Annotated in this window: 13 protein-coding genes; 5 read left to right on the top strand and 8 right to left on the bottom strand. The window is 62.4% G+C overall.

Annotation, left to right across the window (positions count from 1 at the left end; genetic code table 11):
- Window positions 1-92 precede the first annotated feature (92 nt).
- Complete coding sequence (gene pnp / locus RC54_RS08555) at window positions 93-2228, bottom strand: polyribonucleotide nucleotidyltransferase (protein ID WP_058895000.1); 2136 nt, start codon at window positions 2226-2228, stop codon at window positions 93-95.
- Between the two features lie 305 nt (window positions 2229-2533).
- Window positions 2534-2803, bottom strand: a complete 270-nt coding sequence (gene rpsO, locus RC54_RS08550) for a 30S ribosomal protein S15 (RefSeq protein WP_006712917.1) — start codon at window positions 2801-2803, stop codon at window positions 2534-2536.
- 210 nt (window positions 2804-3013) lie between these two features.
- Between rpsO and RC54_RS08545 the strand changes: the two genes are divergently transcribed.
- Window positions 3014-3538 (top strand): hypothetical protein, encoded by a 525-nt coding sequence (locus tag RC54_RS08545; RefSeq protein ID WP_058894999.1) that lies wholly within the window; start codon window positions 3014-3016, stop codon window positions 3536-3538.
- Window positions 3539-3635: 97 nt separating this feature from the next.
- On the opposite strand, the gene RC54_RS08540 is transcribed toward RC54_RS08545, so the two are convergent.
- From RC54_RS08540 to RC54_RS08525, 4 genes are all read right to left on the bottom strand, one after another.
- Complete coding sequence (locus RC54_RS08540; protein WP_017450657.1) at window positions 3636-4988, bottom strand: GntP family permease; 1353 nt, start codon at window positions 4986-4988, stop codon at window positions 3636-3638.
- Between the two features lie 138 nt (window positions 4989-5126).
- Window positions 5127-5510: a RidA family protein gene (locus tag RC54_RS08535; RefSeq protein WP_017450656.1), complete on the bottom strand. Its 384-nt coding sequence runs from the start codon at window positions 5508-5510 to the stop codon at window positions 5127-5129.
- 43 nt (window positions 5511-5553) lie between these two features.
- Window positions 5554-7044: an N-acyl-D-amino-acid deacylase family protein gene (locus tag RC54_RS08530; protein ID WP_061789356.1), complete on the bottom strand. Its 1491-nt coding sequence runs from the start codon at window positions 7042-7044 to the stop codon at window positions 5554-5556.
- Window position 7045: 1 nt separating this feature from the next.
- Window positions 7046-7930, bottom strand: coding sequence for a MurR/RpiR family transcriptional regulator (locus RC54_RS08525; RefSeq protein ID WP_058894996.1), 885 nt, complete (start codon window positions 7928-7930; stop codon window positions 7046-7048).
- Between the two features lie 161 nt (window positions 7931-8091).
- On the opposite strand from RC54_RS08525, the gene RC54_RS08520 reads away from it, so the two are divergent.
- Entirely contained in the window at window positions 8092-9384 is a 1293-nt protein-coding gene (locus RC54_RS08520; protein ID WP_061789357.1) for an amino acid deaminase, read from the top strand.
- A 38-nt stretch (window positions 9385-9422) separates the two neighbouring features.
- Entirely contained in the window at window positions 9423-10355 is a 933-nt protein-coding gene (locus RC54_RS08515) for a sugar kinase (protein ID WP_061789382.1), read from the top strand.
- A 22-nt stretch (window positions 10356-10377) separates the two neighbouring features.
- Here RC54_RS08515 and RC54_RS08510 read toward each other — a convergent pair whose 3' ends face one another.
- Both RC54_RS08510 and RC54_RS08505 read right to left on the bottom strand, forming a co-directional pair.
- Window positions 10378-11709, bottom strand: a complete 1332-nt coding sequence (locus tag RC54_RS08510; RefSeq protein WP_061789358.1) for a tetratricopeptide repeat protein — start codon at window positions 11707-11709, stop codon at window positions 10378-10380.
- Window positions 11710-11856: 147 nt separating this feature from the next.
- Complete coding sequence (locus tag RC54_RS08505; protein WP_058894993.1) at window positions 11857-13386, bottom strand: aminotransferase-like domain-containing protein; 1530 nt, start codon at window positions 13384-13386, stop codon at window positions 11857-11859.
- 183 nt (window positions 13387-13569) lie between these two features.
- On the opposite strand from RC54_RS08505, the gene RC54_RS08500 reads away from it, so the two are divergent.
- Entirely contained in the window at window positions 13570-13923 is a 354-nt protein-coding gene (locus tag RC54_RS08500) for a hypothetical protein (protein WP_061789359.1), read from the top strand.
- 169 nt (window positions 13924-14092) lie between these two features.
- Window positions 14093-15592, top strand: coding sequence for a sensor domain-containing diguanylate cyclase (locus RC54_RS08495; protein ID WP_058894991.1), 1500 nt, complete (start codon window positions 14093-14095; stop codon window positions 15590-15592).
- Window positions 15593-15654 lie beyond the last annotated feature (62 nt).

Below are 15654 nucleotides of genomic sequence, written 5' to 3'. Positions count from 1 at the left end.
CAGCTTCGTGAGCCGTTGCGTGCGCCCCAAAGAAAAATCCCCCGGCCTTGCGGCACGGGGGATTTCCTGCTTGCCTGTTCAGGCAGAAGGGATTACTGCGCTTCTTGCGGAGCAGCAGCGTCGCCTTCTTCAGCCTGGGCCGCCTTCATCGACAGCTTCAGACGACCGCGGTCATCGGTTTCCAGAACCTTGACGCGCACTTGCTGGCCTTCCTTGAGGTAGTCAGCCACGGCATTGACGCGCTCGTTGGCGATCTGGCTGATGTGCAGCAGACCATCCTTGCCCGGCAAGACCTGGACGATGGCGCCGAAGTCCAGCAGCTTCAGGACGGTGCCTTCGTAGATCTTGCCCACTTCCACGGAAGCGGTCAGCTCTTCGATGCGGCGCTTGGCTTCCTGGCCAGCCGAGGCATCCACGGAGGCGATGGTGACCACGCCTTCGTCGCTGATGTCGATCTGGGTGCCGGTCTCTTCGGTCAGCGCGCGGATCACGGCGCCGCCCTTGCCGATCACGTCACGGATCTTTTCCGGGTTGATCTTGATGGTGATCAGGCGCGGGGCGAAGTCGGACAGCTCGGCACGACCGGCCGGCACGGCTTCCTGCATCTTGCCCAGGATGTGGTGACGACCTTCCTTGGCCTGCTCCAGCGCGACCTGCATGATTTCCTTGGTGATGCCCTGGATCTTGATGTCCATCTGCAGGGCGGTAATGCCGTTGGCAGTACCGGCCACCTTGAAGTCCATGTCGCCCAGGTGATCTTCGTCGCCCAGGATGTCGGTCAGCACGGCAAACTTGTTGCCTTCCTTGATCAGGCCCATGGCGATACCAGCCACGTGCGACTTCATCGGCACGCCGGCGTCCATCAGTGCCAGGCAGCCGCCGCACACCGAGGCCATCGAGGAGGAACCGTTGGACTCGGTGATTTCCGAGACCAGGCGCACCGAGTAGCTGAACTCGTCAGCAGCCGGCAGCGCGGCGATCAGCGCGCGCTTGGCCAGGCGGCCGTGGCCGATTTCGCGGCGCTTGGGGGTGCCCACGCGACCGGTTTCGCCGGTGGCGAACGGAGGCATGTTGTAGTGGAGCATGAAGCGGTCGGAGTACTCGCCCAGCAGGCCATCGATCTTCTGTTCGTCACGGGCAGTACCCAGGGTCGCGATGACCAGGGCTTGCGTTTCGCCACGGGTGAACAGGGCCGAACCGTGGGTACGCGGCAGCACGCCGGTACGGATCGAGATCGGACGCACGGTGCGGGTGTCGCGGCCGTCGATACGGGGTTCGCCTTCCAGGATCTGCGAACGCACGATCTTGGCTTCCAGGTCGAACAGGATGGAACCGACTTCGGCAGCGTCAGCGGCCACGCCGTTGTTGGCAGCGGCTTCAGCGACCAGGGCTTCGTTGACCTGGGCCGAGACAGCCTTCAGCTTTTCGGTGCGGGCTTGCTTGTCCTTGGTCTGGTAGGCTTCGCGCAGCGGGCCTTCGGCCAGTTGCGCCACGCGGGCGATCAGGGCTTCGTTCTTGGCCGGGGCGGTCCACTGGACTTCCGGCTTGCCGCCGTCACGCACCAGGGCGTGGATGGCGTCGATGACGGCCTTGGATTGCTCGTGACCGAACACCACGGCGCCCAGCATGACGTCTTCGGACAATTGGTCGGCTTCGGATTCCACCATCAGCACGGCGGTTTCGGTACCGGCCACCACCAGGTCCAGTTGCGAAGACTTCAGTTGCGAGGTGGTCGGGTTCAGCACGTACTGACCATCGATGTAACCCACGCGGGCTGCGCCCACCGGGCCATTGAAGGGGATGCCGGCCAGCGACAGGGCAGCCGAGGCGCCGATCATGGCGGGGATGTCTGGATCGATCTCAGGGTTCACCGACAGCACATGGATGATCACCTGCACTTCGTTCAAGTAGCCTTCCGGGAACAGCGGGCGGATCGGACGATCGATCAGGCGCGAGGTCAGGGTTTCCTTTTCGGAAGGCTTGCCTTCACGCTTGAAGAAACCACCGGGGATACGACCGGCTGCATAGGTCTTTTCGATGTAGTCGACGGTCAGGGGGAAGAAGTCCTGACCAGGCTTGGCTTCCTTGCGGGCCACCACGGTAGCCAGGATGACGGTGTCTTCCACCGACACCACCACGGCGCCAGAAGCCTGGCGAGCGATTTCGCCGGTTTCCAGGGTCACTTGATGCTGACCGTACTGGAAGGTCTTGCTTACTTTATTGAACACGGTATTTCCTTTCTTTTATGGAGCCGGCCCCGACTGTGTCCGCGGTGCACGGCTTCCTTTTGCCGACAGATTTTCAGGCGCTGTCGTTCACCTCACCACAGTGGCCGGCGAAACCGGTCACTCACGACGAACGCGGCAATGCAAGCCGCCGCGATGAAACAAGGATGTATTCTTGTGCGCTTGCCCGCCAGGCTTACACCTGAGCTTGCGGAATCGCAAAAAACAAAATGCCCGCGTCAACGAGTGACGCAGGCATTTCGTGGTGGTCCGGGGTGATGACCCCGAGGCCAAGACGCGGAGTCAAATTACTTACGCAGACCGAGTTTTTCGATCAGGGCGCGGTAACGATCAGCGTCCTTGTTCTTCAGGTAGGACAGCAGGCTCTTGCGACGGTTGACCATCTTGATCAGGCCACGACGGGAGTGGTGATCCTTGACGTGGGCCTTGAAGTGGCCGTTCAGGTCGTTGATGCGTGCGGTCAGCAGCGCCACTTGGACTTCCGGAGAACCGGTGTCGTTCGTGCCGCGGGCGTTTTCGGAGATAATGGCAGCCTTGGCTGCTTTTTCGATGGACATTGCTTTTACCTTTCACAAGCGGTGTGCGGAGCATCGGAAAATGTCCTGCCCTGCATACCGTGAACAAAAAAATGAGAATCCGGCCAAAACGACCGGACGCGAAATTATATAGTAAAAAACCATTCCTACCAACATTGACAGACACCCGCGTCGCGCTGGCGCAGCAGTCCGCCTTGCCATGCAGGAATGACAACCAGACCAGGAGTCCCCATGCAACACCCCGCTTCCCTCTTCCAGCGCATCCGCCCGCGCCTGGCAGCCGCTCTGCTGGCCGCCGCCAGCCTGGCCGGCTGCGCCTCGCTGCTGCAACCACCGGTGCAACCGGGTGAACCGGAAGACCAGGTGGTCGCCCGCCTGGGACCACCTACCAATGTGTATCCCGATGGCAACGTGCGTGTCTTCGAATACGCCGCCGGCGCCTTCGGCCAGTACCAGTACCTGGCCCGCATCGGCCCCGACCATCGCCTCATTTCCTATGCGCAAGTCTGGACCATCGAGAATTTCCGCGCGATCCGTCCCAAGCAGGACACCAAGCTCGACGTGCTGCGCCGGGTCGGTCGCCCCACCGAAGTGACGCGCTATGCCCGCATCCCCTTCGAGGCCTGGAACTATGGCTACAAGGAAAGCGGCGTGTGGAATTCGCAGATGACGGTCTACTTCAACGACCAGGGCATCGTGGAAAAGGTCGAGAACGGCCCCGACCCGCGCTTCGACGATTCGCGCTTCCGCTTCTAGGCGGCAGCCCATTCCTGCCAAAGAAAAAAGGCTGCCTGGATCACTCCGGGCAGCCTTTTCGTTTTGAGCTCTACGCTTTGATATCTGAGCTCTGACCTCAGACCACAGTCGCCAACGCCAGCGTAAACAGCAACGCCAGCACCGAGACCAGGGTTTCCATCACGGTCCAGGTCTTGAAGGTCTGCGGCACGGTCATGTTGAAGTATTCCTTGACCAGCCAGAAACCGCCGTCATTGACGTGCGACAGGATCAGCGAGCCTGCGCCGGTGGCCAGCACCATCAGTTCCGGGCGCACGCCACCGACGGTGGAGACGATGGGCGCTACGATGCCGCAGGCGGTGGTCATGGCCACGGTGGCCGAACCGGTCGCCACACGGATCAGCGCAGCCACGAACCAACCCAGCAGCAGCGGCGACAGATGGGCATCGGTGGCGATGCCGACGATGGCCTTGGAGACGCCACCATCCATCAGGATGCGCCCGAAGCCGGCGCCGGCACCCACCACCAGAGTGATACTGGCAATCGGCGCCAGGCATTCGTTGGTGAATTTCAGGATCTGGTCGGCCCCGAAACCACGAGCCCGACCAAAGGTCCAGAAGCTCACCAGGGTAGCGATCAAGAGCGCGATCACCGAATTGCCGATCAGGCGCAGGAAATCGTTGGCAAAGGTCTTGGGCGCGAAGAACAGGTCGGCCCAGCTACCGATGAGCATCAACGCCACCGGCAACAGGATGGTGAAGAGCGTGACGCCGAAGCCTGGCAGTTGACGCTCCTTCTTGCTCTCATCGACGAACTGCGAGACCAGCGGATTATCGGGATTGGGGATCACCACCTTGGAGATCAGCTTGCCGAAGATGGGGCCGGCGATGATGGCAGTAGGAATACCCACGATCAGCGCATAGAGGATGGTGCGACCGATGTCGGCGCTATAGGCGGTCACCGCCAGCAGCGCCGCCGGGTGCGGCGGGATCAGGCCGTGCACCACCGACAGGCCGGCCACCATGGGAATACCCACCAGCACCATATTGGTCCCGGTACGCTTGGCGACGTTGAAAGCAATCGGCACCAGCAGCACGAAACCGACTTCGAAGAACACCGGCAGACCGACGATGAAGGCCACCGTCATCATGGCCCAGTGCACGTTCTTTTCACCGAAGGCCTGGATCATCGTATTGGCGATGCGCTCGGCACCGCCCGACTCGGCCATCATCTTGCCCAGCATAGTACCCAAGCCCACCACCAGCGCGATGTGGCCCAAGGCCCCACCCACACCAGTCTCGAAGGCCTTGACGATGCCACCCATGGGCATCCCCACGGCCAGGCCCAGCACCAGCGAGACCACGATCAGGACGATGAATGGATTCATCTTGAATTTGGCGATCAGCACGATCAGTGCGATCACCGCTACCAGCGCATAGACCAGTAGCGCACTGCCTTGTACAGCCTCCATCTGTTGCTCCTCTTCAGAAGGTAAAAAGACACCCGCCGGCGATACCGCACCCCTGCCGGCATACATGAACCACAAGACTCATAAATCCTTTAAATCTTTTAAATCATTTATACTTTTTATTAATCTACCCGCACAAACTCAACGCTTGAAGGCCACGCAATCGACCTCAACCTTGCAGTCGACCACCATGCTGGAGACCACACAGGCACGGGCTGGCGGATTGGCGCCGAAGTATTCCTTGAAGACCTTGTTGAAGGATGGGAAATCGCGCGCATCATCCAGCCACACGCCACAGCGCACCACGTGCTCGGGGCCGTAACCGGCTTCCTTCAGAATGGCCAGCACGTTCTGGATGGCCTTGTGCGACTGGGCCACGATACCGCCATCGATCACTTCGCCGTTTTCCATCGGTACCTGACCCGACACGTACAACCAGCCATCGGCCGCCACGGCGCGCGCAAACGGCAAATGCTGCCCACCGGTACCGCTGCCACCTTCCACACCAAATCGTTGAATGCTCATTGCGAACTCCTCTATCTCTGTTGAAACGAAAATTCCAGGAAAATCAGACTGACGTTTTCTGCACCATGCGCGCCAGGAAGCGCCCTGCGCGCGCGCTGGTGGCTTGCTTGTCCTGGCCGCGATAGGCCAGTTGTCCATTGACCCACACTGCCTCGATGCCATGCGCCGGCTGCATGGGATCGGTGAAGCTGGCGGCGTCGCGGATGGTGTCGGCATCGAACAGCACCAGGTCGGCGTGATAACCCTCGCGCACGAAACCACGCAGCTCCAGGCCGAAGCGCTGGGCCGACAGGCCGGTCATCTTGTGCACGGCGGTGGCCAGCGAAAACAGTTTCTGCTCGCGGCTGTAGTAGCCCAGCACCCGCGGGAAGGCACCCCACAGACGCGGGTGCGGCAAGGGATCATTGGGCAGGCCATCGGAACCCACCACCGTGGCCGGGTGCGACAGGATGCGATTGACATCGTCATCCGACATGCAGTGATAGACCGCCCCAGCCGGCATCAGCCGGGCGGCCGCGGTGTGCAGATCGACGCCCCAATCGGCGGCGATCTGCTGCAACATCTTGCCGCCCTGCTCCGGGTGCGGCTCGGACCAGGTGACCTGGATATCGTAGTCAGAGGTCACCTGCTTGAGGTCCAAGGTGGAGGAACTGGCGGTATAGGGATAGCAGTCGCAACCCACATGCTGATGGCGCGCAGCCGCTTCCAGCGCCTGCAGCACTTCGCTGCTGCGGCCCCAGTTTTCCACGCCGGCGCACTTGAGGTGCGAAATCACCACCGGCACACGGGCGTGCTTGCCAATGCGGAAGGCTTCTTCCATCGCCTCGAGGATATCGGCGAATTCGCTGCGCAAGTGGGTGGCATACAGGCCGCCGAACTCGGCCAGCGGTTCAGCCAGGGCCAGCACTTCGGCAGTGGGCGCGTTGATGGCATTGCCATAGGCCAGCCCCGTGGACAGCCCCAGCGCGCCATGTTCCAGCGCCTCGCGCAATTGCGCGCGCATGGCGACGATCTCGCTCTCGGTGGCAGCGCGATCCAGACGATCCATATGGTTGTTGCGCAGTGCCGTGTGACCCACCAGGGCCGCCACATTGATCGCCGGTTGCGCCGCATTGACCGCCTCGACATAGCTGGCAAAGCTGGGATAGTGGAAGGCCTCGGCCTTGCCCAGCAGGTTCATGGGATCGGGCGGCTCGCCCTTCAAGAGGACCGGCGCGGCGCTGATGCCGCAATTGCCCACCACCACCGTAGTCACGCCTTGCGAGAGCTTGGGGAACATCTCGGGCGTGCGGATGACGTTGGTATCGTCATGGGTGTGGACGTCGATGAAGCCAGGGGCGAGCACATGCCCGCGGGCGTCGATTTCCTGCGTTGCCTGCCATTGATCGAGCCGGCCGATGGCGACGATGCGACCCTCGCACACGGCCACATCGGCCGTGACGGGATCGGCACCGGAGCCGTCGATGACCAGGGCGTGGCGGATCAGGGTATCGCAGCGGCGCTGGCCCTCTGGGGTATGAGTGGTGGATATCATGTCAATCTCCCAGCGGCTGGTGCAGGTCACCGCCGCCGCGGTGGGTGTCGAGTACGTACTTGAGGCGGCGCAGGCGTTCCTGGCTGCTTTGCTTGTGTAGCAGGGCCAGTTCCAGCACCAGCATGTCCAGCGTGGCCATCATGGCGTAACGCGATGAGGACGGTTTGAAGATCAGGTCGGTTTCCAAGGCCTTGATGGGCAGCAGCACATCGGCCATCTTCGCCAGCGGCGAACCCAGTGCCGTGATGGCGATGAGCTTGACGCCGTATTCGCGCGCCACCTCGCAACTGGCCAACAGTTCCGGCACGCTGCCGGTGGTGGAGAAGACCAGCAGCACATCGTCCCGGTCGAGCGTGGCCGCCACCATCTTCTGCAGCAGCGCATCGTGATAGGTCGCCACCGGACGTCCCAGGCGCACCAGGCGATAGCGCGCCTCATCAGAGATCATGGTGGAGCCGCCGCCCATGCCGAAGCAATAGATCATGCGCGCGCCCAGCAGCAGGTGCGCGGCCTGCATGAGCATCTCCGGGTTGAGCATGGCGCGGTTCAATTCCAGCACGGCATGGATATCGCGATAGACCACGTCGGCCAGCTCGGGCGGCTGTTCCGAGGGCAGGGTCTTGGCTCCATCGAAAAAGCGCTGCCCCACCGCCACCGCCTGCGCCAGCAGGAACTTGAATTCGCGCACGTCGCGGCAACCCATGGCCTTGGCAAAGCGCGTCACGCTGGCCACCGACACGCCGGCCTTGGCGGCCAGCTCACCGATACTGGCGCTGGCGGCGGCTGACAGGTCACCCAGGATGGCTTGGGCCACCTTTTGTTCAGCAAAGCGCAAGGTGCTGCTGCGCTCGGTGATGCGGGAAATGATGTCCAATGTCTGGGCCATGGGAGAGATGATCGATCGCGGAATAAAAATGCATATGCTTCGCGCAAGCAAGCCACTGAAAAGGCTCGCGGAAACAATTTATGTTATTTACTAACACGACGCAAACATAGTAAATTCAAGGCTATTATTACGTCAATCCTAATTTCACAGGAACTTAAGCGATGAATGATACAAACTACCAAGTTCATTTCCAGGCTGGCATGATCGACCCACTCAACAAGGGGCTGGGGCCACTGGAACAGCCGCTGGCACCGCAGCAGGCCGGCCGGGTGCGCTGGAACCTGCTCAACGAAGACGTAAGCTTGCCGGCGGCGGTGTTGTATGAGGAAAAAATCGCCCACAACCTGAAGTGGATGCAGGACTTCGTCGGCCAATATCAGGTCAAGCTGGCCCCGCATGGCAAGACCACCATGGCGCCCAAGCTCTTTGCACGCCAGCTCGACACCGGTGCCTGGGGCATTACGCTAGCCACCGCCCACCAGACCTTGGCGGCCTATCACCACGGCGTGCGCCGGGTGATCATGGCCAATCAACTGGTGGGCAAGCGCAACATGGCCATCATTTCCGAGCTGCTGGCCGATCCCGAATTCGAATTCTTCTGCCTGGTTGACTCGGCCGAACTGGCCGAGCAGCTCGGCGCTTTCTTCGCCGAGCGCAAGCAGACCTTGAACGTGCTGCTGGAACTGGGCCCGGCCGGTGGCCGCACCGGCGTGCGCGATGCTGCGCAGCAGACGGCGGTGCTGGACGCCATCGCGCGCTGGGACAGCTTGGCCCTGGCCGGAGTGGAAGTGTATGAAGGCGTGCTCAAGGAAGAGGTGGATATCCGCCGCTTCCTGCAACGTGCGGTGACCTGTCTCAAGGAGTTGGCCGCACAAGGCCAACTGGCGCACCGCCTGGCGCGTGGCCCGGCGGTGCTGACCGGTGCCGGTTCGGCCTGGTACGACGTGGTGGCCGAGGAGTTCGGCCAGGCCGAGATCGGCGCAGCGCTGGACGTGGTACTGCGCCCCGGCTGCTACCTGACCCATGACGCGGGCATCTATCGCGCCGCGCAGGCGCAGATCCAGGTGCGCAATCCGGTGGCGCACCAGATGCGCAGCCAATTGCAGCCGGCCCTGCAACTATGGGCCTACGTGCAATCGATTCCCGAAGCCGACAAGGCCATCATCGCCCTGGGCAAGCGCGACGCCGCCTTCGATGCCGGACTGCCGGCCCCGGTCACGCGCTTCCGACCGGGCCATGACACCCAGCCGCAGGCCACTCCGACGCATTGGGAAGTGACCGGCATGATGGACCAGCACGCCTACCTCAAGATTGCCGAGGGCGACGACATCCGGGTCGGCGACATGATCGCCTTCGACATTTCCCACCCTTGTCTGACCTTTGACAAGTGGCGTCACCTGGTGGTGGTGGACCAGCGCTTCGATGTGACCGACATCGTCCAGACCTTCTTCTGATGTTGATTTCTGATGCAACGATGGAGATCGAGCAAAACATGAGCAAGCCCATCCTCGCCTACGGCGAAGCCATGGTCGAATTCAACCAGCGCATCGATGCGCCGCGCCAGTACCTGCAAGGCTATGGCGGCGACACGTCCAACTTCGCCATCGCCGCCGCGCGCCAGGGCGCGGCCACCGCTTATCTGAGCGCGGTGGGTGATGACCACTTCGGCGCCGATCTACTGGATCTGTGGCGGCGGGAGCAGGTCGATGTGCAGCACGTGGCCATCCATGCAGGCGGCAGCACGGGCCTGTACTTCGTCACCCATGATCAAGCCGGGCACCACTTCCATTACCGCCGCACAGGCTCGGCCGCCAGCCGCTATGCCGCCAGCGACCTGCCCTTGCCGGCCATCGCTGGCGCCGGCGCGCTGCACCTGTCGGGCATCAGCCTGGCCATCAGCGAGACCGCCTGCGAGGCCGGGCTGACGGCCATGGCACATGCCCGCGCAGCTGGCGTAACCACCTCGCTGGATACCAATCTGCGCTTGCGCCTGTGGTCGCTGGAGCGCGCCCGCGAGAAGATGGAGCAAGCCTTGCGGCTGTGCGACATCTGCCTGCCGAGCTGGGACGACGTGGCCACGTTGACCGGACTGGAAGATAGAGACGCCATCGTCGACCGCCTGCTGGCCTATGGCGTGAAACTGGTGGCCTTCAAGCTGGGCCATGAAGGATGTTACGTGGCCACCCCTGAGGTGCGCCGGATGGTGGCGCCCTACCCGGTGCAGGCACTCGATGCAACAGGCGCAGGCGACTGCTTCGGCGGCGCTTTCATGGCTGAGCTGATGGCCGGACGTGATCCGTTCGAGGCGGCGCGCTACGCCAATGTGGCGGCGGCGCTGTCGACCACCGCTTACGGCGCAGTGGACCCCATCCCCCGCCGCGCCCAGGTGCAGGCTGCGCTGCAGGCGGCCGCTGAAGCTGTCTGAGGCCACCTGGCTGGTCGCCGGCCTAGCGCCGGCGCGCCACGAACAACATGCCCGCCACTGGCTGACGCACTTCTTCGCGCAAGACCTGGTCGCTGTCATGTAGCACGTCCATGCCATTGGCCTGCAACACGGCGCGCACGTAATGGCGACCATGCCGGTAGCGCCCGCTGGCGTGCAGGCAATGGCCGGACTGTGGCTGGCCGGCATCCTGTGCGGTCAGCGCCTCCACCGTAAAGACGAAGTACCCCCCGCTGTGCAAGGCCGTGGCAACCCCGGCCAGCACCGGCGCCAAGTCGCCGAAATAGATCATGGTATCGGCAGCCGTCACCAGGTCGCAGGACTGCGGATGGCGCGCCAGGTAGTCGCCGATCTCGGCCTTTTCCAGCTGATCGTAATAGCCGGTGGCAGCAGCCTTTTCCAGCATCTTGCCAGCCAGATCGACCCCCACCAGATGATGCACATACGGCGCCAGTTGCTCCCCGCACAGCCCGGTGCCGCAGCCGATGTCTAGGCCGGCGAACTGACGCGCCGGCTGCACTACCTGGGCCAGGCCCTGGCCGATCAGGCTGGGGCCGCGATAACCGAGGCTATGCAGCAGGTTGCTTTCGAAGGTCTCGGCATAACGGTCGAAGTGCGCTTCGATGTAGCGATCCGAGGCGCGCGATGGCACATCATCCTGCGAGCAGGCGGCCAGCATGTGGATCGCAATGGGATTGTCCGGCTCTTGCTCGTGCCAGGCGCGATAGGCTTGCGCGGCTTCCTGCAGGCGGCCCAGGAAGTAGAAGGAAATGCCCACCATCTCCCAGGATTTGCCTTCCATCGGCGGCAGCACATAAGCGCGGCATTGGTAGTGCGAAGCTTGCATCTTGTCGCCGGCAGCCTCGTAGAGACTGCCCAGGTGCAGCAAGGACGGCTGGAATTCGGGTGCAATCGCGATGGCGCGCTGGAAGGCCTGGATGGCATCCTCCTGGCGCCCTAGCTGCATGTAGGCCGCCCCCTGGTTGTTCCAGACGGTGTGATCTTCCGGTGTGATGGCCAGTGCATCGGCATAGGCCTGGGCGGCCGACTCCAATTCGCCGACCGCAAAGAGCACGTTGCCCAGATCGTTGTGCCAGGCGGCATTGTCGGGCTCCAGAGCGCTGGAGAGTTCCAGTTTTTCCAACGCCTCGGCATGACGGCCGCACTGGTGCAACCAGATGCCATAGAAATGCAGCGCCACCGCGTCGATAGGGTTTTCTTCCAGCACCGCCTCATAGACGGTGCGGGCCTCTTCCAAGCGCCCGGCCATATGAGCGTCGATGGCTGCGCGCAAGCGTAGCGCGTGTGTCTCGTTGATGTCCTGCTGCTCAGGCATGGCCCGGTCTCCCTGGAAAGCACATGAAGACGGCGGATCGGAAGTCCGCCGTTCTTTACATATTCTTTACAAGTCTGCAGCAGCTTGGCATTTCGGGCAATACCTGTTTCTCCGTAATCATGCTAAAGAGCTTCGCACTCCTGACCGCTACAGCCCAGCCAAGCTATGGCCGATACTGCCCAGCCGGCGCAGCGCCTGGTCCAGTTCACGGGTAAAGGGATGGCCGCAGCAGATGCGCAGGAAATGACCATAGCGATTGGAGTTGGAGAAGATGGCTCCAGGCGACACGCCCACCCCCTCGGACAGCGCGCGTTCGAACAATTGCTGCGAGCACACCTGCGAGGGCAGCTCCACCCATAGCCCGACGCCGCCATTGGGCAGGTTCAGCCGCGTACCCTCGGGGAAATACGCCGCGATCGACTCGGCCATGCGCTCGCGCTGCTCCTTGAGCAACTGGCGCAGGCGTCGCAGGTGGCGGTCGTAGCCGGGGCTGGCGATGAAATCGGCGGCGGTGACCTGGGTCCATTCCTCGTTGGCGCGGGTATGGGTGAACTTGAGCATCTTGACCCGCTCATGCCAGCGTCCACCATTCATCCAGCCCAGCCGCATCCCCGGCGCCAGCACCTTGTTGAGCGAAGCGCAGTAGATGACGTTGCCGCTGCGGTCGCGACTCTTGAGGCTAGAGGGGGCGACGCTGCCATCGGCCAGCTCGGTGTAGGCATCGTCTTCGATCAGCGGCAGGCGCAATTCTTCACACAGGCGCACCAGCTTGTCCTTGTGTTCATCGGGCATGATGCAGCCCAGCGGATTCTGCAGGTTGGGCACCACCACCACGCCCTTGATGTTGCCGTAGGTACGCACGGCCAGTTCCAGCGCTTCCACCGAGATGCCGGTATGCGGACTGGTCGGGATTTCCAGCGCCTTCATGCCCAGGTTTTCCAGCGCCTGCAGCAGACCGAAATAGGTAGGCGACTCCACCGCGATGGTGTCGCCGGGCCCGGCCACCGCGCGCAGGGCCAGGTTGAGCGCCTCGATGCAGCCGTGGGTGACCACCACTTCTTCATGATCGATGCGCATCCCGTGATGCAGCGCGCGGCGCGCCACCGCCTGGCGGAAGGTGGCATTGCCGTTGTGCGGCATGGCGCTGGTGAGCAGCTCGGGCCGCTCGCGCAGAGCGCGCATGGCGGCTTGCTTCAGGGTTTCCACCGCGTACAGTTCGGGCGCGCAGGTCATGCCGGACAGGTCGATGCGGGGCGCCCCGCTCTGGCGCAGGGCGATGTACTTGGAGACCTTTTCGTGGATGCCCGCGTATTGCTCGGGGTCGATGGCCATCAGGCTCTTGGGCTCCTGCACCGGGCGAATCACCGACCGACGCGGCTGGCGCACGAAATAGCCGGAACGCGGACGGGCCTCCAGCCAGTTGCCCTCTTCCATATGGCGCAGCGTTTGCAGGGCGGTCGAGAGGCTGACCTGGTGCTGGCGCATCAGATCGCGCACCGACGGCATCCGGTCGCCGGCCACCAGGGTGCCGGACTGGATGGCCCCCTGGTAATGCTCGGCCAGGCGCCGGTACAACGGCTGGCGACCACTCTCGGCGGCAGGGGGCGGGGAGGCAGCGCCAGCCGGCACTGGTGTGGCGGCAGGCTGATGGGCGGGGAGGAGCAGGCTGGTATCCATAACAGTCATCATGTTCTTCAGGTCGAGACCAGAACAGATACAGAGTAGGCGAAAAGCAGGGAGAACAGAGTAAAAAACTTCATCCTGTTACGCAGCAGAGTGAATTTTCCTGTGTCTGTTGCCCTTGGGGCGGGCTCCCTAGACTGGCAGTGTGACAAGCCCATCCCACCACGGAGAATCCACATGCATCTCGCGCTTACCGAACCGACCACCACCCAAACCCTCACCCTGCGGCCCGGCCAGCATCTGCAAGTCTGGCTGGCTGCGGGCAGCCAACTGATCTGCCAGGCGCCGCTGGTGCGCGTGACCGAATCGGCGCGCTGGCAACAGGATCAGTTGGTGAGTCGCCAGAGCCGACTCAGCGATGGCGAATGCCTGGTACTGCCGCATGATGGCTGGGTCGGCGTCCTCGCCCCGCAGGGAGGCCAGCTGTTGTGTCTGCAGCCGCTGCCACGGCCCTGGCATACGCCACTATCGAAGCTGCTGGCACGACTGGTGCGCCCCCGCAAGACCTGGCCCCTGGGCCAGAGTCGCTGAAGCCTGCCTGACGGAAAGCTTGATGAAAGTTAAGTATCCGTCAACTCATTCGCAGTTTTCACGAGATTTCAGCAATAAACTTGCATGAAAAGGGGTTAACCAGCAGTGAACTCATGCTGTAGTTTCCGTAAAACTATTACACTTCATCATCAGCAAAAGATGAAGTGTTATGCAGAACGAACCTCCCCTCGCCAGCACCAACACGGCCGCCATCCCGGCGCTGTCCGAAAAAGAAACCTTCGACCTGACGCCCATTTCCCTGTGGAAAGAAGACTACAGTGGTCTCAAGCGTCTGTTCGATCAGTGGCGCGCCGCAGGCATCACCGACCTGCGCAGCTACCTGCGCCAGGATCCCAGCCGCGCCCAGGCCTGCGCGATGCAGATCCGCGTGGTCGACGTCAACCGCCGCACGCTGGAATGGTATGAAGCGCGCGACCTGGCGCATCTGGTGGCGAACCTGGACAAGGTGTTTCGCGATGACATGATCGACACTTTCATCGATGAAATGGTGCAGCTGTGGGAAGGCCGCAGCAACTTTTCCAGCTACACGGTCAACTACACCTTGGGTGGAAAGCGCCTGGACATCCAGCTTTCCGGGCGCATCATGCCGGGCAGCGAAGAGAGCTGGGACTACGTGCTGCTGGCCATCGAAAACGTTACCGAGCGCGAGACCGCCCGCAAGAAACTCTCGCGCAGCGAAAACTATGCACGCGGCCTGTTCGAGTATTCGCCCATCTCCTTGTGGGTGGAGGATTTCAGTGCGGTCAAACGGCTCTTCAATGACCTGCACCGCATCGGCATCACCGACTTTCGTACCTTCACCGACGTGCATCCCGAATTCGTGGAGCGTTGTATGCAGGAGATCCGCGTCATCGACGTGAACCTGCAGACGCTGTCGATGTTCGGTGCCCCCGACAAGGCCACCCTGCTCTCACGGCTGTCTGACGTATTCCGCGACGACATGCGACCGCATTTCAACGAGCAGTTGATCGAACTATGGAACGGCAACCTGCTACACCATCGGGAGGTGGTGAATTATTCGCTCAGCGGCGAAGCCCTGCACGTCCACCTGCAGTTCTCGGTCTTCCCCGGACACGAGGACAACTGGGACCTGGTGCTGGTGGCGCTGACCGACATCACCGCCCGCAAGAAGGCCGAGGCCTACCTGGAATTCTTGGGCAAGCACGATGAACTGACCAAGCTGCACAACCGCGCCTACATGGTGGAGGAACTGAACCGCCTGGAGCGCAAGGGGCCGTTCCCGGTCAGCGTGATCGTGGCCGACCTGAACGGCTTGAAGGAAATCAACGACGAACTGGGCCACGCCGCCGGCGACGGCTTGCTGCGCCGGGTGGGCGAGGTGCTGGCCAAGGCGGTCGAACGTCCCGGCAGCGTGGCGCGCACCGGGGGTGACGAGTTCGCCATCCTGTTGCCGGCCACCGATGAACGTGGCTGCCAGGTCTTGATGGAACAGATCGAGAAACTGGTGGAAGTGAACAATCAGTACTACTCGGGAATGCCCTTGAGCCTGTCCATGGGCGCTGCCACCGCGGCTCCGGGTGAGCGCCTGGAACAGGTGGTACAGCGTGCCGATAGCCTTATGTATGAAGCCAAGCACCACTATTACGCCACCGCGCCGGGCCAGGATCGACGCCACCTGATCGACTGAGCACACAAACAAACGGAGCACTGATGGTCCCGTGTTGTGCTTCAGAAAAAGGGGGAAACAAG

Source organism: Herbaspirillum rubrisubalbicans (assembly GCF_003719195.1).
Classification (GTDB): Bacteria; Pseudomonadota; Gammaproteobacteria; order Burkholderiales; family Burkholderiaceae_D; genus Herbaspirillum; species Herbaspirillum rubrisubalbicans.
The sequence above is the reverse complement of the archived record's forward strand: the minus strand, read 5'-3'. Positions and strand labels throughout refer to the sequence as shown.